This window comes from Diplocloster agilis, assembly GCF_019042275.1.
Taxonomy (GTDB): domain Bacteria; phylum Bacillota; class Clostridia; order Lachnospirales; family Lachnospiraceae; genus Diplocloster; species Diplocloster agilis.
Genome location: NZ_JAHQCW010000026.1, coordinates 54,252 through 74,339, shown reverse-complemented (window position 1 = coordinate 74,339; position 20,088 = coordinate 54,252). Strand labels below are relative to the sequence as shown.

Genomic DNA, 20,088 nt, shown 5'->3' with positions numbered 1-20,088 from the left:
TGAAAACTATATACACACGGAGGTTTGAACAATGAAGTACATAATGGCGTTAGATCAGGGAACCACCAGTTCCCGCTGTATTTTATTTAATGAAAAGGGCCAGATGTGCAGCGTGGCTCAAAAGGAATTTACCCAGATATATCCACAGCCCGGATGGGTAGAGCACGATCCTTTGGAAATCTGGAATTCCATGACGGAAGTGATGAAGTGGGCCATGTATCAGGTGAGCGCCACGGCCGGTGAGATCGCCGGTATCGGAATCACGAACCAGAGGGAGACGACGATCGTCTGGGAGAAGGAGACAGGCCGCCCGGTCTATAACGCGATCGTATGGCAGTGCCGGCGGACCTCCGGCATCATAGATGACTTAAAAGAGCGGGGATATGCCCCCATGATCCGGCAGAAAACCGGACTTATCCCCGACGCTTATTTTTCCGGGACGAAGATCAAGTGGATTCTGGATCATGTGGAAGGAGCCAGAGAGCGGGCGAAAAAAGGCGAGCTTTTGTTCGGCACCGTGGATACCTGGCTGATCTGGAACCTGACCAAGGGCCAGTGCTTTGTGACCGATTATACCAATGCGTCCCGTACAATGCTGTACGATATACATAACCTTTGCTGGGATCAAGAGATTTTAGAGCTGCTGGATATTCCGATGGCAATGCTGCCAGAGGTGAAACCGTCCAGCTGTATCTACGGCTACACGGACACTTCGGTAATCGGCGGACGGATACCGGTGGCCGGAGCCGCCGGGGACCAGCAGGCCGCGCTGTTCGGCCAGTGCTGTTTTGAGCCGGGAGAGGTCAAGAACACCTATGGTACCGGTTGTTTTCTGCTGATGAATACCGGTGAGGAAGCGGTGGCTTCCAATAATGGACTGTTGACCACGATCGCGGTCGGTCTGGACGGAAAAGTGGAATATGCCCTGGAAGGCAGCGTGTTCGTGGCAGGCGCAGCGATCCAGTGGCTGCGGGATGAACTCAAAGTGATCGATTCTTCGCCACAGTCCGAAGAGTACGCCATGTCCGTATCGGATACGGAGGGGGCCTACGTGGTGCCGGCCTTTACGGGACTGGGCGCGCCCTATTGGGATCAGTATGCCAGAGGAGCGATCGTTGGACTGACCCGGGGATTTAACCGGGCGCATCTGGTGAGGGCGACCCTGGAATCTTTGGCCTATCAGACTTACGATCTGTGTAAGGCGATGGAGAGCGATGCCAAGATCAAACTGGTAAGCCTCAAAGTGGACGGCGGCGCCTGCGCCAATAACTTCCTGATGCAGTTCCAGGCGGATATACTGGACACGGATGTGCTGCGGCCGGATTGTATCGAGACGACCGCTTTGGGAGCCGCATATCTGGCCGGGCTGGCGGTTGGATTCTGGAAGAGCAGAGAGGAGATCCGCAGCAACTGGGCCTTGTCCCAGACGTTCTGCCCGAAGATCGATGAGGATAACCGGGAAAAATTGCTGCGGGGTTGGAAAAAGGCTGTGAAGTGTGCGTTTGGATGGGCGGAGTAGAAGAGGTGTGCATGGTGTGCATATAATATCTGCCGGTATGGGAGGGTGATCCGTAGCTGGCTATAGATTAGATATTATTTTATGTTGACTGGAGAAAAAAACTCAGCTGCTGTAACTGATAACGTATACGGTGAAATTGATAATAGTAGAATGATTACGGTATTCTGAAGTTGTCTGTGAAGGCAGTCGGAGGGGTACCGTATTTCATTATAAAAAAGAGTGTTTTTTCGATTTACTGAATATTGTATTTGATAAAAAGATATTGTATACTATTTTGAAGATATATGATAAACGAGAGGACAATATCATGAAAGAAAAATTTTCAAATGTTATTTCTGAGCAGATTTATAATTATTTAATTGATATGATTTTGGATTTGCAGATAAAACCTGGTGAGAGGATTCCGGAAGCATCTATTGCTCAAAAATTCAATGTCAGCAGAACGCCAATCAGAGAAGCGCTGAGGGACCTGGCGAAAGATGGTATTATTAATCTCTATCCAAATAGATTTTCGGAGGTTGCTATTTACGATGAAAGCAGAGTAAGAGAAATTGGTATAACGAAAATCTATATGGACAGATTAGCTTTGAAACAGGCTGCATATTTCGGAAGCAGGGCCGAATATGATAAGCTGCGAAGCTATGCCGAAAAATGTTACGAAGCGGCGTGCAAAGGTGACGCTTTAAATCGTATAAAAAGTGATTCGGATTTTCATTGGGGATTATGCACGATTGGGAAAAATCGTTCTCTAATGCAATTGGAAAAAAGTTTGATAATCCAGATAGAATATTTGCAAGCCGCTAATTATTTACAATCAGAGGATTGCGAAGAACAATATAGATCACACCTGCGAATCGTGGAATCATTGGAAAACGGAGATTTAGAAGCAGGGCTTAAAGAGATTACGGAGCCGAGCCTGAGGTTTTATCATTTAAAAGATTTTCCGGCTATCTTATACACCTAGAAAATGGAAAGAACATAATTTGTGAATTTGCACAAATTATGTTCTTTTTTTTTGCTTTTTTCATTAATTTATATGTGCATTTATAACAAAGTGTATACAATATTTAAAAATAGTATTGAAGTATTAAAATATGTATACTATTATAAGTTATATAAAGCCAACTGATATTACAAATGAGTAGGAGGAAATTGAAATGAGCAAGATAGAGAGAAGTGATGGACGGGGAATTCTGGCCGGTGATTATTTGAATGAAAACCGTACTATGACAAGACAAGACTGGCTGGAGGATTGTTTCCCGGAGTGGGGTACATTGCTGAATCAGGAGATAGAGGATTTAAAGGTCGAAAAAGGCTCTGTTGCATTATGGTGGTTAGGCGGCCCGTCCTGGATGTTAAAAACGGATGAAGACGCAATCTTTTTTATAGATGTATATTCAGGACCTTCCCACTATACACAATATTATTACTGTGGCGTTTGTAAACAAGCGGGAGCGAATACGATTAACTGGATGAGAATGAATCCGCAGTTAATTGATCCTTGGAAATTCAACCGGTTAGACGCGGCATTCAGCACGCACCATCATCAGGATCACTGCGATTTGTATACGGTTAAAGCAGCTTTGCAGACAACCAATTGTGATTTCGTGGCCCCTCCGAAAACCGTTGAAAAATTAAAAAGGTTTGATGTCCCGGATGAGAGAATTAAGACAGCAATTATTGGAGAATCCGTAAAATATCCCGGCGTGGAAGTGGAATTTTTAATGAACTATGATGACACCGTAATTCGTACAGGTGACGGTGTGAGCTTAGATAAATACGAAAATTGTTGTGTAAGTTTCCTGTTCAAAACATCCGGCGGAAATATTATGTTTCTCGGGGATACTTGGTACAATGACGCCTACAAAGCAATTGGAGAAAACTATAAAGTAGATGTGGCAATTTTTGATATGGGAATGAATGCGCCGGGTGCAACAGATAAAATGACACCGTATGATTGTGCAAGGTTAGGGGAAACACTTCATGCAAAGGTGCTAATTCCGGACCACTATGATAATTGGGCAAATACGTGCAGTGATCCTGAATTATTATGCAGCCAGTTTGAAAGACTTGTAAGTGAGAACACCCCCAATATTAAAACAGTAATCCTGAGGCCAGGAGCAAAATTTATATATCCTGCCGATCAGGATATCAAGAGATACCGTTATCCAAATCAAAGTGAGGGATATAATTCAGAAAAATCTATTTCCTATGGTGAGTACGCAAGAAAATATGGAAAGAATAAATAATTCGTTACTTACTATGTGGAGGAGAGATTATGATGAAGAAATTAAAAGAGTATCCTTTCGTAAGAAAAATTGGATGGAATAGGATTATTCTTGTTGGCGTGATAATTCTAATGTATCTGATTTTCGCATTAGTAAATTCAACATTTTTAAGTTACTCCCGAGTATTAAGTACATTAAATTATGTATGCTTTTTAGGTTTTTTGGCGTTAGGCGTTACATTCGTTATCGCTACGGGAGGGATCGACTTTTCCATTGGACCGGTGATGTTCTGTGCAGCTTTAATATCAGGCCACCTGCTGACAAAATCAAATTTTCCGATAATCATTTGTTTGGTCGTAGCGGTTTTGGTTGGAATGATATTTGGGGTCCTGAACGGACTGCTGGTTGCCTACATAGGAATACCGCCTTTTATATCATCTATGGCAGGCATGATGGCGGCCAAAGGCGTCGGTTCCGTATTTACTAAAACACAGTCGGTTTCATGGCCTCAGGTTACAGAAATAAACGGATGGTTTAGAAATTTAATTTCAACCAGGATTGGTGGAATCCAATTTCCAACAGGTCTGATTTTACTATTATTAACGGCAGTGATATGTGCGGTGATCTTACATAAAACGCAGGTGGGCAGATATATTTTATGCTTGGGCAGCAATAAGGAAGCGGTAAGACTATCCGGAATCAATGTGAAAAAGTGGGAAATGCTGGCGTATGTTGTATGTGGAACGCTTGCGGGTGTGGCAGCTATTTTCTATGTATGTGCATATACAACGGTGCAGCCCGGACTGGGAGATACTTTTAATAACGATGCGATAGCAAGCTGCGTTATGGGAGGAACTTCTATGACGGGAGGCATTGCATCAATCAGCGGTACAATTCTTGGTACAATCATTATTGCAGTTTTACAAGAAGGTATTATGGCAATGGGACTTCAGAAAGACTATCAGTATATGCTGACAGGAGTTATTGTTGTGGTGGCTGTTTATCTGGATGTTAAAAGTAAAACAAGCAAAAATTAAGAATGAATGAGCTAGAGAGGATATAGAAATCATGGATGATATGATTTTAACGATGAAAGGAATAGACAAACAGTTTCCTGGCGTTCATGCACTTGATCATGTTGATTTTAATATGAAAAAGGGTGAGGTTCATGCGCTCATGGGAGAAAATGGCGCCGGAAAATCAACCCTTATGAAAATTCTTACGGGTATTTATACAAAGGATGAAGGCGAAATCATTTTTGAAGGACAACCACGTAGTTTTTCTACTCCGAAAGAAGCGCAGGATGCGGGGATAGTCATTGTGCACCAGGAATTGAATATGATTAACCATCTTACCGTTGCCCAGAATATTTTTATTGGCAGGGAACCAAGAAAGGGCATGGGTATTGACGATGCGAAGATGATGCAGGAAGCCCAGAAGCTTTTTGATATGTTGGGAATTCCAATCAATCCACAGGAAAGTATGAGAAATCTGACTGTCGGGAAGCAGCAGATGTGTGAAATCGCAAAGGCAATATCATTTGATGCAAAATTAATCGTGTTTGACGAACCGACTGCGGCCCTGACTGAAACTGAAATTGTCCAGCTTTTTAAGATCATCAAAGATTTGAGAAACCGTGGAATAGCGATTGTATATATATCCCATCGTATGGATGAGATAAAAGTGATCACGGACAGAATAACGGTTATGAGAGACGGCGCTTATGTGGGTACGCTGATTACCAGTGAGTGTACAAAGGATGACATTATCAAAATGATGGTTGGAAGAACCATCTTTGAGGAACCAAAATCTAAGAGCGCCGTAGAGGATAACGCTCCTGTTGTTTTAAAAGTCGATCACTTAAGCGCCGGAAGAAGAGTTCAGGATGTAAGTTTCGAATTAAAACGGGGAGAGATCCTGGGATTTTCAGGATTAATGGGCGCCGGAAGAACGGAAATGGCAAGGGCTCTCTTTGGGGCAGATATAAAGGACAGCGGGGATATTTATATACACGGAAACAAAGTAGAAATAAATTCTCCGGAAGATGCTGTGAAATATGGAATTGGTTATTTATCTGAAGACCGAAAGCAGTTTGGATTAGTATTGGCAAAATCGGTTTTAGAAAATACGACCTTACCAACATTGGAAAAATTCAAAAACGGACATTTTCTGAATCGGACAAAAGAGAAAGATGTCGCAAAAAAATATGTGGATGAATTAAAAACCAAAACTCCGAATGTGGATGAAATTGTCAATAATCTGTCGGGTGGTAATCAACAAAAAGTGGTAATAGCGAAATGGCTGGCAAGAGATTGTGAAATTCTTATTTTTGATGAACCTACAAGAGGGATTGATGTGGGAGCAAAAAATGAGATCTATCATCTGATGAACGAATTAGTAAAACAAGGAAAATCAATTATCATGATTTCTTCTGAAATGACAGAAATTCTGCGCATGAGTGATCGAATTGTCGTCATGTGTGAAGGAAAAAAGACAGGAGAGATAAAGATTGAAGAGGCAACGCAGGAAAAAATTATGTCTGCAGCAACCCAAAAATCATAGGAGGGATAGAGTATGAACACTTCTATTTCAAAAAAATCAATCATAAAAGGGATCGGTACGCAGAAGATAGTTGTCCTGTTAGTGTTAATCGCTTTATTGGCAATGTTTAGTATTTTAAGTCCAACATTTAGAAATTATACAACGTTAATTACGTTGTTTAGTTACTCCTATTACATAACATTCATGGCAATTGGCGCAACTTTTGTAATTATTACAGGAGGCGTTGATTTGTCCCTGGGAACAGGGATGATGTGCTATGGCTTATTGGGAGGGGTTTTGGTTGTTGAAAAGGGATTCCCTGTTATAGTCGGCATGCTCGTGACTGTTCTGGCAGGCACTTTGTTTGGCCTGATAAACGGACATTTAGTGGTTAACCTAAGAATTCCTCCGTTTATAGCTACATTGGGAAGCATGATGTTTTGCAGAGGCTTAGGTTCTGTCGTTGTTGGAGGAATGAGCGTAACCTGGCCGATGAAAGGGACGGCCCAAGGTTGGTTCAGAGATATTTTTAGAATCAAATTAGGTTCTGTCGTTGTTCCGATCGGTTTCTTGTGGGTAATATTACTTGTCTTAATTATGACGTATATTTTAAACCATACAAAAATAGGAAGGTATATTATTGCGATCGGAAGCAACGAGGAGGCTGTAAAACTTTCCGGCGTATCCGTCAAAAAATATCATATAACCGCTTATGTAATCTCCGGTTTTTTTACAGGTTTAGCGGCCATTGCTTATGCGGCTACCTTTCAGGCTTTAGCGCCGGGAACAGGAGCAGGTTTGGAGCTTGACGCGATCGGAGCCGCTGTAATCGGCGGTACCTCTATGGCCGGCGGTTCTGGCTCTGTAGCCGGAACACTAATAGGCGTATTCATCATGGCATTATTAAAGACAGGACTTCCGTTTGTTGGTTTACAAGCAAATTGGCAGCAGATTATCACTGCTATTGTGCTAGTAGTAGCAGTTGGTATAGATGTGATCAAAAACAAAAGATTAGCAAGGCAGCGATAAAGCGTTTGCTAATGCCCACACTTTACAATTAAGGAGGAAAAGGAAATGAAAAAGAAAATGTTATCTGTACTACTTACCGTAACTATGGCGTTAACAATGTTGGCAGGATGCGGACAAGAAGGGAAGGAAATACCGGCAGCATCTGATGAAGCACCTGCACAGACACCGGCAAGTGAACCGGAGGGATCGGAAGAAAAAGACGCTGAAACACCGGGCAGCGGGAAATCCGCTTACGGGGATGTTACTGCAAAAGAACAATATAATTTCCAAATCATTGTTAAAAGTATGAGCTCAGATTTCTGGAGAGCAGCGGCAAAAGGCGCAGAGGACGAAGCTGCGGCGTTAGGCGTAAATGTAACGGTAATCGGACCGAATTCAAATACCGACACAGCCGATCAGGTTCAAATGTTAAATAATGCGGTAAACAGCAAACCAGATGGGATTGGTATTGCAGCAGTTGATAAAGAAGCGGTACTTCCGGCTTTGCAGGCGGCTATGGATGCAGGAATTCCGGTTATTTGTTTTAATTCAGGCGTTCCGGATGCTCCTGAGGGAAGTGTATATGCAACCGCATCCACGGATAACTATAATGCCGGCGGCATTGCAGCGGAAAATATGTACACTGCTTTAAAAGATGTTATCGCAGCATCGGATAAGCCTGTTAGAATTGGTGTTGTGAATCAGGATGTAACAAGTGATTCTGTCGTAAACAGAGGACTTGGTTTTATTGATAAAATGATGGAATTAGTAAAAGCAGATGGGAAAACAGCAGCCGTTACGGGCAGTGATAAATACGTGGATGATGCAAAAGAAAAAGGCGATGCGGCAACAGCAGATGTAATAATCGAGGTTAGAGTTCCTTCACAGGCAACCAGTGAATTATGCGCAACAGAAGCAGGCGTTTTGTTAAATGAAGATGATTTGATTGGTATTATGGGAACAAATCAGGAAACAGCGGAAGGAATTGTTACGGCAGATGAGCTATTAGGAAAACTTGGCAAAGACGCATCAGCCGGGAATGTGATAGCATGTGGATTTGATTCGGGCGCAACGGTTATCAATGCCATTGAAAATGGTATTATGTATGGCGCAGTAACGCAGTCTCCCAGATTCCAAGGCCAGATAACGGTAGATCTTTTGACTATGATCGCCAATGGAGAATCAGTGCAAAACGAAGAAACTCCGGCATTTTGGTATGACACTGATAATATGAATGATCCGGAAATTGCTCCGAACTTAATTAAATAGTAAAGTTGTAGGATGTAGTTGAAATAGGAAGAGGGCTTAGCGTCTCGGTAATTCGGGGGGCGGGAGCCCTCTTTTTCTTTTGAGTCTGCTGCCGTGACTACACAGTATTTGAAAGGGTAGAAACAACTTTGTCCAAGAATACAATATTAAATAAAAAATGAAGAGAATAATTAGTATAATTGACATATGGGATTAAATAGAATACAATAAATATGTTATAAATTACCAGTAATTAGGCAAAAATATCACAAAAAATTGTGCGTTTTGCAAATAGAAAACGCTACCTTAGAAGTGGAAACGGGGTGATGAGTATATATCTGGCTCATATCAGTGAAGATGGACTAAGGAAGCAGACAATCCGGGAGCATTTGAGCGGGACGGCAAAATTAGCAGGAGAATTTGCAGCCGTATTCGGATGTGAGACCTGGGGCGCAGGCTGTGGCTGGTATCATGATATAGGAAAATATTCGGACCGATTTCAAAAAAGACTTTATGGAGGGGCACGGACAGATCATGCCACGGCAGGAGCACAGGAGCTTTTTAGGAAAAACATTGTTGCCGCCTATTGTATCTCTGGTCATCATTCGGGACTTTTGGATGGGGGAACTGCTGCAGATTCAGGAGGAGAGGCCACTCTCAGCGGCAGGATGAAAAAACAGGTGGAGGACTACCAGGCTTTCCGAGCAGAAATTACAGAGCAGCATTTTTTAGCTCTGCCACTTAGACAGTTAGGAGAAGGTGGTTATAGCCTGTCTTTTTTTATCCGAATATTATTTTCCTGCTTAGTGGATGCGGATTATCTGGATACAGAGGCTTTCATGTCCGATGGAGCAATAGTTAGAGGCGGATATGATTCGGTTCAGGTCTTGTACGAAAGACTTATGAAACACATTGATCCGTGGCTTAAAAATAGTGATAGGAATACAGTTAATGGCAGAAGAACTCACATCTTAAAAGCGTGTATAAAAAGAGGTGAAGATCAACAGGGTCTATATCAGCTGACGGTGCCTACCGGAGGCGGAAAGACGGTTTCTTCCCTGGCTTTCGCTCTGAAACATGCGGTTGTACATGGCTTGGACCGAATTATCTATGTAATTCCTTATACCAGTATCATTGAACAAAACGCCCAGGTATTTAAAGACATCCTGGGAAGGGAAAATGTCCTGGAAGATCACTGTAATGTGGTTTATGACAATGCGGAAGAGTTAGAGATGGGACAGCTGTCAGCAGAAAATTGGGATTCCAGAGTAATCGTTACAACCAACGTCCAGTTTTTTGAATCCCTGTTCTCTAATAAAACTTCAAAATGCAGAAAACTCCACAATATAGCAAACAGTGTCATTATTTTTGATGAGGCCCAGATGCTGCCGGTGCCATATCTGAAGCCATGCATCCAGGCAATCAGTGAATTGGTGTACAATTATCACAGTACGGCGGTGCTCTGCACGGCTACCCAGCCCTCTTTGCTGTCATTCTTCCCGGAACAGATGAAAGCTTCGGAGATCTGCCCTGACGTAGAAGGACAAGCAGAGTTTTTTAAAAGGACCACTATGCGCCGGTTAGGCCTTATATCACAAGAACAGCTGGTATCCTGTCTGTGCGGGCAGGAGCAGGTTTTATGTATTCTGAATAGCCGCAAACGAGTCCAAAGGGTGTATGAGGCTTTAAAGGGTGAGGGAACGTATCATTTATCGACCTGGATGTATCCGGCTCACAGAAAAAGGCTGCTTAAGATTATTAAAGAGCGGTTGCAAAAGGGGCTGTCATGCCGTTTGATTGCCACCAGCCTTGTAGAGGCGGGAGTGGATTTTGATTTTCCATGTGTTTATCGGGAACTTGCAGGAATAGATTCTGTCGTACAGGCTGCCGGCCGGTGTAATCGTGAGGGGCGGCGTAAAAGGGATGCCTGCGAGACGAATGTATTTACCATGGAGAAAGAAGATATACATATCCCCCAGGCGTTAAAGCTGCCCATTTCTGTTGCGGAGCAGATCTGTGAAAGGTATGAGGATCTGCTATCACTGGATGCTATAAGGGAGTATTTTGAGCGGTTATACCATTATAAAGGTGAGGGATTGGATGCAAAGGATATTATTGGTCAGATGGAACATGGCTCCAGATCGTATTTATTTCCATTTGCCAAAGTGTCTGCCCAGTTCCGGTTAATTGAAAACGATACGAAGACAATTCTGATCGCCCGGGAACCGGAGGCGGTAACTATAGCGGATGAGATTCGGTTTGGCGGACATTCCCGCAGGCTGGTACGTGAGGCCGGACAATATTGTGTCAGTGTATATGAGAAGGATTTCGAAGCGATGAACGGAGCGGGCCTGTTGGAACCGATCGGTCTGGAGTTTTATTTGCTACGGGATACGGGGATGTATACGGAAGACCGGGGGCTGGTTATGAATGTAAGCAGGGGGGAGGCGGTTATTTTTTAAAATGAAGAGACAAATTAGTCTGGTAAAATATTTGAGAGGAGGGAAGAGATGAGCTTTGGAATACGTGTAAGAGTATGGGGGGATTATGCACTGTTCTCACGGCCGGAGATGAAGGTGGAACGCTGTAGTTACGATATAATTACGCCATCCGCGGCTAGAGGGTTATTGGAAGCGGTCTATTGGCATCCGGGACTTCGATGGGTTATAGATCGGGTTTATGTCATGAAACCGATCCAATTCACCAGTGTACGCAGAAATGAAGTGAAAAGTAAAGCATTGGGCAGCAGTGCTCTCCAGGTAATGAATGGTGCGGACAAGCTGCTGTATATCAGTAGTAAAAATGAGATTGTCCAACGGGCGGCCATCCTTTTGAAAGATGTGGAATATGTGATTGAAGCTCACTTTGACATGACAGACCAAGTCAGCGGGAGTGATAATCCTGGTAAATTCAAGGATATTATCACGCGGAGAATCCGAAAAGGAGAGTGTTATCATACGCCTTATTTTGGTTGCCGTGAATTCCCGGCAAATTTTGAATTGTTCGAGGAGGATGTTGTCTGTACGGAATATGCAGGCGAGGAAAAAGATCTGGGGTATATGCTCTATGATTTTGACTATTCGGATCCGGAGAATATCCAGCCGATGTTTTTTCGGGCGGTGTTAAAAGATGGAATTTTGGATGTCCGGGATTGCGAGGTGGTACGATGATCCTGCAGTCTTTGGTGCAATATTACGAAACCTTGTCCGAAAGGAATGAGATTACCCGGCAGGGGTGGTGCACAGCAAAGGTATCTTTCGCATTGGATTTGTCGGAGGATGGGGAATTGCTTCGGGTGATCCCACTAAAACATCCGGAAGTAAGAGGAAAAAAGACAGTTGAGGTTCCGCAGAAAAAGACGGTTCCGCAAATGGTATCTCGTGCCTCCGGAGTGGTGGCTAATTTCCTGTGTGACAATTCAAGTTATTTATTAGGAATCGATAACAAAGGCAAGCCGAAAAGGTCTGTGGAGTGTTTTAAATGCGCCCGCGAGAAGCATATGGAGATATTGCGAGGCTTAGACAGTATACCAGCCAGAGCTGTTATACGCTTTTTTGAAAAGTGGAACCCGGAAGAAGCTGCCTCGCATCCAGCACTGGCGGAATACCTAGAAGAAATTCAAGGAGGGGCCAATCTGATATTTAACGTGGGAAGCCAGTTTGTCCATGAGGTGAACGGAATCGTTAAGGCGTGGGACGATTACTGTAACAGCCGCCAGGATGAGGTTACAGGTATCTGTCTGGTAACCGGCCGCAGAGGCGGGATTGCCAGAATACATGGAACAATTAAGGGGGTACGGGATGCCCAGCCCATGGGGGCGCTGTTGGTTTCGTTTAACGCCCCAGCCTTTGAGTCCTATGGAAAGGAACAGAGCTTCAACGCTCCGGTCGGTCATTATGCTGTGTATGCGTATACAACGGCTCTGAATCATCTGCTGGCTGACCGGGAACATACGACTACGATTGGGGATACCACGATTGTCTATTGGTCTGAAGATGGAGACGTAATATATCAAAATGTATTTGCAGCCGTTTCTGAGCCGACCCTTGAGAATCAGGAGATCGTAGACGGTGTGTTTAAGAATCTGGCGTCCGGCAAAGGAATCGATGTGCCTGATGTGGAAGAAAAACTTTCTTCCGACCAAAACTTTTACATTTTGGGTTTGGCTCCCAATGCGGCCAGAATTGCGGTGCGGTTCTTTTATCAGGACTCTTTTGGAAATATTCTTCGAAATATCAAAGCACATTATGACAGAATGAAAATCGTAAGGCCGGCGACGGACGGGATCGAGTATATGGGGATTTGGCGTATGCTGCAGGAAACGGTGAATAAAAAATCCCGCGATAAGAAACCCGTACCAAATGTGGCGGCGGCCGTATATCGGGCTATAATATCCGGCGCGAGGTATCCGAATGCGCTGTATCAGTCGGTTATGGGGCGAATCCGGGCAGAGCAGGATGACAAAGATGCCCGTATCTATAAGATTACCCGGGGAAGGGCTGCGATTATCAAAGCATTTCTGATTAGAAATGGAAATCAGACAAAGGAGGAGATCACGATGGCTCTGAATGAAGAGTGTACGAACACTGCATATATCCTGGGGCGTGAATTCGCCGTATTGGAAGCGATCCAGGAGGAGGCGAATCCTGGGATCAATGCGACGATTAAAGATCGGTACTTTAATGCTGCTTGTGCTACTCCGGCAGTTATTTTTCCGATTTTATTGAAATTAAAGAATAGCCATATTCGAAAAATGAAAGATGTGAAACATAAAGTGTACTATGAGAAGCTGCTGGGGGGACTGGAAGATAAACTGCAGGTGGAGGATGGACAGCAAACAGCCTGTCCGAAGCGGCTATCGCTGGAGGAGCAGGGAATGTTTATCCTGGGATATTATCATCAGACACAGAAACGTTATGAGAAAAAGATAAAGGAGGAAGCGTAAGATGGCGGAGGTTATTAAGAACAGATATGAATTCGTAGTACTATTTGATGTGGAAAATGGGAACCCCAACGGAGATCCGGATGCAGGAAATCTTCCCAGAATCGACCCGGAAAGCGGCTATGGTATTGTTACGGATGTATGCCTTAAGAGAAAAATCCGTAATTACGTGGAGACAGTAAAAGAGGATGAGAAGGGATATAAAATTTATATAAAAGAGGATGTCCCTTTAAACCGCAGCGATAATACTGCTTATGAATATTTACAGACGAACGACAAAGATGTGAAGGAGCTTAAGAAAAAGGATCCGGATGTGGACAGAAAAATAAGAGATTTTATGTGCCGGAATTTTTTTGATATCAGGACTTTTGGAGCGGTCATGACTACTTTTGTAAAAGCTGCATTAAACTGTGGACAAGTTCGGGGACCGGTGCAGCTAGGCTTCGCAAGGAGTATAGATCCGATTGTCAGCCAGGAAGTTACGATTACCAGGGTCGCCATTACGACGGAAAAGGATGCGGAAAATAAGAGCACGGAGATGGGAAGAAAAAATATAGTGCCTTATGGGTTATATCGGGTAGAGGGCTATATATCAGCAAACCTTGCCCGGAAGGTGACAGGATTTTCAGAAGATGATCTGGAATTATTGTGGGAAGCAATCATTAATATGTTTGAGATCGATCATTCTGCAGCCAGAGGAAAAATGGCGGTGCGGGAATTAATTGTTTTTAAACATAGTAAGGAACTTGGCGATTGTCCGGCATACCGGTTGTTTGATGCTGTGGAGGTTAGAAAGAATGAGGATGTACTTTATCCGAGACAATACAAAGATTACTCTGTTATAATTCATGAAGATCAGATACCTTCGACGGTTGAAGTCAGCAGGAAAATATGATGGAATATAAGGAAGAGGATTACCTGATGCTTTCCGGGATACAGCACTTTGCTTTTTGCAGAAGACAGTGGGCCCTGATTCATGTGGAGCAGCAGTGGCAGGAAAATGAACGCACGGTAGAAGGAGAGCTTCTTCATAAAAGGGCCCACGATTCTTTTTATCCCGAAAAAAGAGGGGATATGATCGTCAGCAGAGGACTTCCGGTTCATTCGCGTATCATGGGAGTTAGCGGTGTGTGTGATATCGTTGAGTTTCACAAAGCAGAAGAAGGAATTTACCTGTATGGGCACAATGATTATTACACCGTATATCCGGTAGAATATAAAAAAGGCAGTCCGAAAGACTCGGCCATTGATATTTTACAGTTGACAGCCCAAGCAATGTGTCTGGAAGAAATGTTTTCTGCAAAGATCGAAGAGGGTGCTCTATATTACGGGGAAATCAGGCGTAGAGAGAGGATTGTATTCACTACAGATCTGAGACAGCAGGTGAAAGAAGCATTTAATGAAATGCATGAGATGTTTCATCGGAATTACACTCCCAAAGTCAAATGGTCTAAAAGCTGCAACGCATGCTCGCTAAAAGATATTTGTCTGCCTAGATTGGGAAAAGCAAAGTCTGTAAATGAGTATATCAACAGAGCTGTTTCAGAAGAAGGCGGAAATAGATTTGAGCTGTGAGTATAAGCCGCAGGCGCCGGCGGCGGAATGGAGATTCCATGAAGAAATTATTGAATACCTTGTACGTGACGTCTTCGGACAGTTATCTATCTTTAGATGGAGAAAATGTTGTTGTTCTGGATAAGAATACAGAACAGGGACGTGTCCCCTTACATAATCTCGAGGCTATCGTATCTTTTGGATACCGGGGAATCAGCCCGGCATTGATGGGAGGATGTGCGGAAAGGAATATTTCTCTTTGTTTTCTAAACCCACAAGGAAAGTTCCTTGCAAGAGTCAGCGGAAATGTTCGGGGAAATGTAGTACTGCGTAAGAAACAGTATGAGGTATCAAATATTCCAGAAATATGTCTGGAGGTTGCCAAGAATTGTATAACGGGTAAAATATTTAACTCTCGTTGGGTGCTGGAGCGCGCGGTGAGGGATCATAGTCTTCAAATGGATGCAGACAGAGTAAAAAAGTCTTCAGAGACATTACAGAATTCTTTGAACTATGTTCGTAGTTGTAAGGAAATGGAGCAATTGCGAGGATATGAGGGCGAGGCAGCCAGTGTTTATTTTGGTGTATTTGATCAGATGATTCTACAACAGAAAAAAGAATTTATATTTTCAGGAAGGAATAGACGCCCGCCTTTGGATAAAGTAAATGCTCTGTTATCGTTTGTGTATACTTTGCTGACTAATATGACAACTTCTGCACTGGAAACAGTTGGACTGGATCCGTATGTGGGTTTCATGCATACGGATCGTCCGGGCAGGGTTTCTCTATCTTTGGATCTTATAGAGGAGCTTCGCCCGGTTATGGCGGATCGGTTTGTACTATCCCTGATTAACCGAAAGATGATTACAGGCAGCGATTTTACAACGAAAGAAGATGGAGCTATTCTCATAAAGGATCAGGCACGTAAAAAACTTCTTACAGAGTGGCAGAACAAAAAGAAGGAAGTAATCACGCATCCTTATTTGGAAGATAAAGTTGAATGGGGTATGGTACCCTATGTACAGGCAATGCTTCTGGCGAGGTATCTGCGGGGAGATTTGGAAGGATATCCTCCCTTTTTCTGGAAGTGATAGTTTTGTACAAGGTTCAATCGAAGGCAGGAGGTTTATATGCTGATTTTGATAACCTATGATGTGAATACCGAGACGTCGGCTGGAAGGGCAAGATTACGAAGAGTTGCAAAGCAATGTGTGAATTATGGAACCCGAGTACAAAATTCTGTATTTGAGTGTATCCTTGATAACGCACAGTTTGTAAAGCTGAAAGCAATATTGAAAGATATTATTGATGAGAATGTAGATAGCCTGCGATTTTATGATCTAGGAAATAAGTATAAAACAAAAGTAGAACATATTGGGATCAGCAGAGGAATAAAAGCGGAAGAGCCTTTGATTTTCTGAGTGCGAACCCTAAGTGAACATAAAAACCCCAGGGGGTTCGCACCTGAAAAAGTGCACAAAAGCTTGGCTGATTGAGTTGATTTGTAATAATTTATTGGAGTTTATTGTTTGAGTTTGGAAAAATAGGTTGAAGTTGTGAAGATTTTATGTGGAATATTTGTGCATTTTTGCTGTCACCGCCTTCGCTGGCGGTGTGGATTGAAATCGTCTGCCACAAAGGCCGGTATGATCCGCATCTGCGTCACCGCCTTCGCTGGCGGTGTGGATTGAAATTTAAAATGGTTGCGGACATAATCTTGATCGTATCCGTCACCGCCTTCGCTGGCGGTGTGGATTGAAATCGGAAAACAAGGTCCGGTGGGTGGGGAATGGTTGTCACCGCCTTCGCTGGCGGTGTGGATTGAAATCGGACGCACGGAAAGATTTACGAGGCCTCAGCAGTCACCGCCTTCGCTGGCGGTGTGGATTGAAATCTACTAAATCACTGAAGCAAGTGGTGGATCAGGAGTCACCGCCTTCGCTGGCGGTGTGGATTGAAATTTGGGATAAGTTTTTTTTGCTGCGCGTATAGACCGGTCACCGCCTTCGCTGGCGGTGTGGATTGAAATCAGGGTCCGCGCCGGCAAAGTAGTGGATTTAATTGTCACCGCCTTCGCTGGCGGTGTGGATTGAAATCCAGGTGGAAATGAGAGTCCATATAAACTGCGGAATCGTCACCGCCTTCGCTGGCGGTGTGGATTGAAATCTAAATTGGATTCTGTTCTGACTGAATTAGTTAATGTCACCGCCTTCGCTGGCGGTGTGGATTGAAATGAATGCAAACGCACGAGTGGGCGGAAGCGGAGGAAGTCACCGCCTTCGCTGGCGGTGTGGATTGAAATAGGCCTTCAGCGATCGAGAATTAACCGATCCTGGTCACCGCCTTCGCTGGCGGTGTGGATTGAAATTTTCTTCTCCATTTTTTCGAAAGGAAGCCGATGGTCACCGCCTTCGCTGGCGGTGTGGATTGAAATATAAAGCCGCTGAAATCAAGGGTGTATGTAATCGTCACCGCCTTCGCTGGCGGTGTGGATTGAAATGCTTACTGACATCGACAATAAACGGCGATCGGAGTCACCGCCTTCGCTGGCGGTGTGGATTGAAATCCGAATGCTGCTTTCGATACTGGCGCATTAAAAATGTCACCGCCTTCGCTGGCGGTGTGGATTGAAATACAAGGAGCTGACGCTGATTAGCTGGAATGGAAGTCACCGCCTTCGCTGGCGGTGTGGATTGAAATTCAATGCGAACAGTACCCGTAAGCCGATTCTCTTGTCACCGCCTTCGCTGGCGGTGTGGATTGAAATCCTCCCTCTGCTACCGTAGGAGCCGCTTGAAGAGTCACCGCCTTCGCTGGCGGTGTGGATTGAAATAAAGTTATTCCAGAAGGAGATATTTATCGGTTGGTCACCGCCTTCGCTGGCGGTGTGGATTGAAATAGGAGTAATATCATTTATAGGCTCTTCAAAAGCGTCACCGCCTTCGCTGGCGGTGTGGATTGAAATGTTGAGTATTACGACGGTGCTGTGGCTGCCGGATGTCACCGCCTTCGCTGGCGGTGTGGATTGAAATTACGAAATGCCAAACATGTCTAAAGAGATGAAGGGTCACCGCCTTCGCTGGCGGTGTGGATTGAAATTGTTGGCTCAACCTGCCAGTATGGGCCACGGGCGTCACCGCCTTCGCTGGCGGTGTGGATTGAAATACAACCCGCGCAGAACCCCATTATCATCATCCTTGTCACCGCCTTCGCTGGCGGTGTGGATTGAAATCGTCAGTTTCGGGTCTGTTAAAGAGGTGGCCGAGTCACCGCCTTCGCTGGCGGTGTGGATTGAAATAGGTATTACTGCCCAGCAGATCGATCGATATATCGTCACCGCCTTCGCTGGCGGTGTGGATTGAAATCGGAAAAGCAAGCTAATTCCGGTGTCGAATCAAAGTCACCGCCTTCGCTGGCGGTGTGGATTGAAATCATCAGACACCCTCCTATCCTTTTATGATACCCCGTCACCGCCTTCGCTGGCGGTGTGGATTGAAATTCCTTTCCTGCATTTTGTGCGGAACAACATTGCTGTCACCGCCTTCGCTGGCGGTGTGGATTGAAATTTGCAGGAGCCGCCTTATTTACATTCGGCTTGCGTCACCGCCTTCGCTGGCGGTGTGGATTGAAATACGCCATGATCAAATGCACAGAGCAGATGTTTGAAGTCACCGCCTTCGCTGGCGGTGTGGATTGAAATATGTCAACGGTGGCTATCTCCAAATACATCTCGGTCACCGCCTTCGCTGGCGGTGTGGATTGAAATCATTGGTCATAGCCGGGAAGCGCTTATCATTTCCGTCACCGCCTTCGCTGGCGGTGTGGATTGAAATATCCCGCCGGTAAGCTGCCGGCGGGGGGGAAGGAGGTCACCGCCTTCGCTGGCGGTGTGGATTGAAATGGTTGCGAAATGACGTTGTCGAATCAATACATAACGTCACCGCCTTCGCTGGCGGTGTGGATTGAAATCGCAGATCCGAACATATCCGCCAGAGATTTTCCAGAGTCACCGCCTTCGCTGGCGGTGTGGATTGAAATCCGGTATAACTCAATATATGATTCCAACGGCATTGGTCACCGCCTTCGCTGGCGGTGTGGATTGAAATATGCATCATACTTCGGATTCCCGCCGCTGAGAGTGTCACCGCCTTCGCTGGCGGTGTGGATTGAAATATGCATTCCGCTACCTATACGCAGCTGCAGAAACGTCACCGCCTTCGCTGGCGGTGTGGATTGAAATAAGAAATTGCTGCCGATCCAGCCGTTGCGGGTGCAGTCACCGCCTTCGCTGGCGGTGTGGATTGAAATATATTCGAATAGCTTAATATGTTTTTCGATAATGTCACCGCCTTCGCTGGCGGTGTGGATTGAAATATTTGCAGCCCCGACAGCGCGCTTTTGTGCTACGCGTCACCGCCTTCGCTGGCGGTGTGGATTGAAATCGCATCCGGCACAAATAAGAAGAAGATTTTTGTCGTCACCGCCTTCGCTGGCGGTGTGGATTGAAATTCCCTACTTCGCCATTTACGCAGTATGTGGATGCAGTCACCGCCTTCGCTGGCGGTGTGGATTGAAATTTATGAGGAGTGTTTAGAATATTGTGAACAAAGGGTCACCGCCTTCGCTGGCGGTGTGGATTGAAATCTTTAGTCCCGAAGAATGCTACGAATTTTTAAACGTCACCGCCTTCGCTGGCGGTGTGGATTGAAATTTATAATAATCGCATTCATACCCATCCCCTTTCAGGTCACCGCCTTCGCTGGCGGTGTGGATTGAAATTTTCAGACAAATTCATGTTTGTCTGAGTAATTCTGTCACCGCCTTCGCTGGCGGTGTGGATTGAAATAAGAAAAATATCAAACAGCAGCAGGTGCCGGTAAGAGTCACCGCCTTCGCTGGCGGTGTGGATTGAAATTCCAAAAATATCGTCACTATAACCTTCAAATTTTGTCACCGCCTTCGCTGGCGGTGTGGATTGAAATAATATTCCGCTTCTGCTTAACCCAGATTGTATCGGTCACCGCCTTCGCTGGCGGTGTGGATTGAAA

At 44.7% G+C, this 20,088-nt stretch carries 14 protein-coding genes and 1 CRISPR repeat array (1 of these 15 cut by a window edge); all 14 genes read left to right on the top strand.

Translation table 11 applies throughout. The annotated features are described in order from the left end of the window. Nucleotides 1-31 precede the first annotated feature (31 nt). The 14 genes from glpK to cas2 all read left to right on the top strand — a co-directional run bounded on the left by glpK (nt 32) and on the right by cas2 (nt 16,461). On the top strand, nt 32-1,519 hold the full coding sequence (glpK, locus tag KTH89_RS15240; RefSeq protein WP_158346499.1) for a glycerol kinase GlpK: 1,488 nt from the start codon (nt 32-34) through the stop codon (nt 1,517-1,519). Nucleotides 1,520-1,826: 307 nt separating this feature from the next. Next, the gene (locus KTH89_RS15235) at nt 1,827-2,483 is read left to right on the top strand and encodes a GntR family transcriptional regulator (protein WP_158346497.1); all 657 of its coding nucleotides are present in this window, start codon (nt 1,827-1,829) and stop codon (nt 2,481-2,483) included. Nucleotides 2,484-2,676: 193 nt separating this feature from the next. Continuing rightward, the gene (locus tag KTH89_RS15230) at nt 2,677-3,768 is read left to right on the top strand and encodes an MBL fold metallo-hydrolase (RefSeq protein WP_238722258.1); all 1,092 of its coding nucleotides are present in this window, start codon (nt 2,677-2,679) and stop codon (nt 3,766-3,768) included. Nucleotides 3,769-3,800: 32 nt separating this feature from the next. Continuing rightward, nucleotides 3,801-4,784: an ABC transporter permease gene (locus KTH89_RS15225; protein ID WP_238722270.1), complete on the top strand. Its 984-nt coding sequence runs from the start codon at nt 3,801-3,803 to the stop codon at nt 4,782-4,784. A 31-nt stretch (nt 4,785-4,815) separates the two neighbouring features. After that, complete coding sequence (locus tag KTH89_RS15220) at nt 4,816-6,309, top strand: sugar ABC transporter ATP-binding protein (RefSeq protein WP_238722257.1); 1,494 nt, start codon at nt 4,816-4,818, stop codon at nt 6,307-6,309. Nucleotides 6,310-6,321: 12 nt separating this feature from the next. After that, nucleotides 6,322-7,317 carry an ABC transporter permease gene (locus KTH89_RS15215; protein ID WP_238722256.1) on the top strand — a complete coding sequence of 332 codons (996 nt, stop codon included), beginning with the start codon at nt 6,322-6,324 and terminating at the stop codon, nt 7,315-7,317. A gap of 45 nt (nt 7,318-7,362) precedes the next feature. Further along, nucleotides 7,363-8,565 (top strand): substrate-binding domain-containing protein, encoded by a 1,203-nt coding sequence (locus KTH89_RS15210; protein WP_238722255.1) that lies wholly within the window; start codon nt 7,363-7,365, stop codon nt 8,563-8,565. A gap of 305 nt (nt 8,566-8,870) precedes the next feature. After that, nucleotides 8,871-11,006: a CRISPR-associated helicase Cas3' gene (cas3, locus tag KTH89_RS15205; protein WP_238722254.1), complete on the top strand. Its 2,136-nt coding sequence runs from the start codon at nt 8,871-8,873 to the stop codon at nt 11,004-11,006. Between the two features lie 48 nt (nt 11,007-11,054). Then, complete coding sequence (cas5c, locus tag KTH89_RS15200; protein WP_238722253.1) at nt 11,055-11,714, top strand: type I-C CRISPR-associated protein Cas5c; 660 nt, start codon at nt 11,055-11,057, stop codon at nt 11,712-11,714. Then, entirely contained in the window at nt 11,711-13,489 is a 1,779-nt protein-coding gene (gene cas8c / locus KTH89_RS15195; protein ID WP_238722252.1) for a type I-C CRISPR-associated protein Cas8c/Csd1, read from the top strand. The genes cas5c and cas8c overlap by 4 nt, the downstream gene beginning before the upstream one ends. A gap of 1 nt (nt 13,490) precedes the next feature. Further along, the gene (gene cas7c / locus KTH89_RS15190; protein ID WP_238722251.1) at nt 13,491-14,381 is read left to right on the top strand and encodes a type I-C CRISPR-associated protein Cas7/Csd2; all 891 of its coding nucleotides are present in this window, start codon (nt 13,491-13,493) and stop codon (nt 14,379-14,381) included. After that, the gene (gene cas4 / locus KTH89_RS15185; RefSeq protein ID WP_238722269.1) at nt 14,381-15,061 is read left to right on the top strand and encodes a CRISPR-associated protein Cas4; all 681 of its coding nucleotides are present in this window, start codon (nt 14,381-14,383) and stop codon (nt 15,059-15,061) included. The genes cas7c and cas4 overlap by 1 nt, the downstream gene beginning before the upstream one ends. A gap of 38 nt (nt 15,062-15,099) precedes the next feature. Beyond that, the gene (cas1c, locus tag KTH89_RS15180; RefSeq protein WP_238722250.1) at nt 15,100-16,131 is read left to right on the top strand and encodes a type I-C CRISPR-associated endonuclease Cas1c; all 1,032 of its coding nucleotides are present in this window, start codon (nt 15,100-15,102) and stop codon (nt 16,129-16,131) included. Between the two features lie 39 nt (nt 16,132-16,170). After that, nucleotides 16,171-16,461, top strand: a complete 291-nt coding sequence (gene cas2 / locus KTH89_RS15175; protein WP_238722249.1) for a CRISPR-associated endonuclease Cas2 — start codon at nt 16,171-16,173, stop codon at nt 16,459-16,461. A gap of 172 nt (nt 16,462-16,633) precedes the next feature. Next, nucleotides 16,634-20,088: a CRISPR direct-repeat array (repeat unit 33 nt; unit sequence GTCACCGCCTTCGCTGGCGGTGTGGATTGAAAT) (it continues 938 nt past the right edge of the window).

What these genes read in the sequence shown, in the direction of transcription:
- glpK (WP_158346499.1), top strand. Translation starts at nt 32, where the DNA reads ATGAAGTACATAATGGCGTTAGATCAGGGAACCACCAGTTCCCGCTGT.
- KTH89_RS15235 (WP_158346497.1), top strand. Translation starts at nt 1,827, where the DNA reads ATGAAAGAAAAATTTTCAAATGTTATTTCTGAGCAGATTTATAATTAT.
- KTH89_RS15230 (WP_238722258.1), top strand. Translation starts at nt 2,677, where the DNA reads ATGAGCAAGATAGAGAGAAGTGATGGACGGGGAATTCTGGCCGGTGAT.
- KTH89_RS15225 (WP_238722270.1), top strand. Translation starts at nt 3,801, where the DNA reads ATGAAGAAATTAAAAGAGTATCCTTTCGTAAGAAAAATTGGATGGAAT.
- KTH89_RS15220 (WP_238722257.1), top strand. Translation starts at nt 4,816, where the DNA reads ATGGATGATATGATTTTAACGATGAAAGGAATAGACAAACAGTTTCCT.
- KTH89_RS15215 (WP_238722256.1), top strand. Translation starts at nt 6,322, where the DNA reads ATGAACACTTCTATTTCAAAAAAATCAATCATAAAAGGGATCGGTACG.
- KTH89_RS15210 (WP_238722255.1), top strand. Translation starts at nt 7,363, where the DNA reads ATGAAAAAGAAAATGTTATCTGTACTACTTACCGTAACTATGGCGTTA.
- cas3 (WP_238722254.1), top strand. Translation starts at nt 8,871, where the DNA reads ATGAGTATATATCTGGCTCATATCAGTGAAGATGGACTAAGGAAGCAG.
- cas5c (WP_238722253.1), top strand. Translation starts at nt 11,055, where the DNA reads ATGAGCTTTGGAATACGTGTAAGAGTATGGGGGGATTATGCACTGTTC.
- cas8c (WP_238722252.1), top strand. Translation starts at nt 11,711, where the DNA reads ATGATCCTGCAGTCTTTGGTGCAATATTACGAAACCTTGTCCGAAAGG.
- cas7c (WP_238722251.1), top strand. Translation starts at nt 13,491, where the DNA reads ATGGCGGAGGTTATTAAGAACAGATATGAATTCGTAGTACTATTTGAT.
- cas4 (WP_238722269.1), top strand. Translation starts at nt 14,381, where the DNA reads ATGGAATATAAGGAAGAGGATTACCTGATGCTTTCCGGGATACAGCAC.
- cas1c (WP_238722250.1), top strand. Translation starts at nt 15,100, where the DNA reads ATGAAGAAATTATTGAATACCTTGTACGTGACGTCTTCGGACAGTTAT.
- cas2 (WP_238722249.1), top strand. Translation starts at nt 16,171, where the DNA reads ATGCTGATTTTGATAACCTATGATGTGAATACCGAGACGTCGGCTGGA.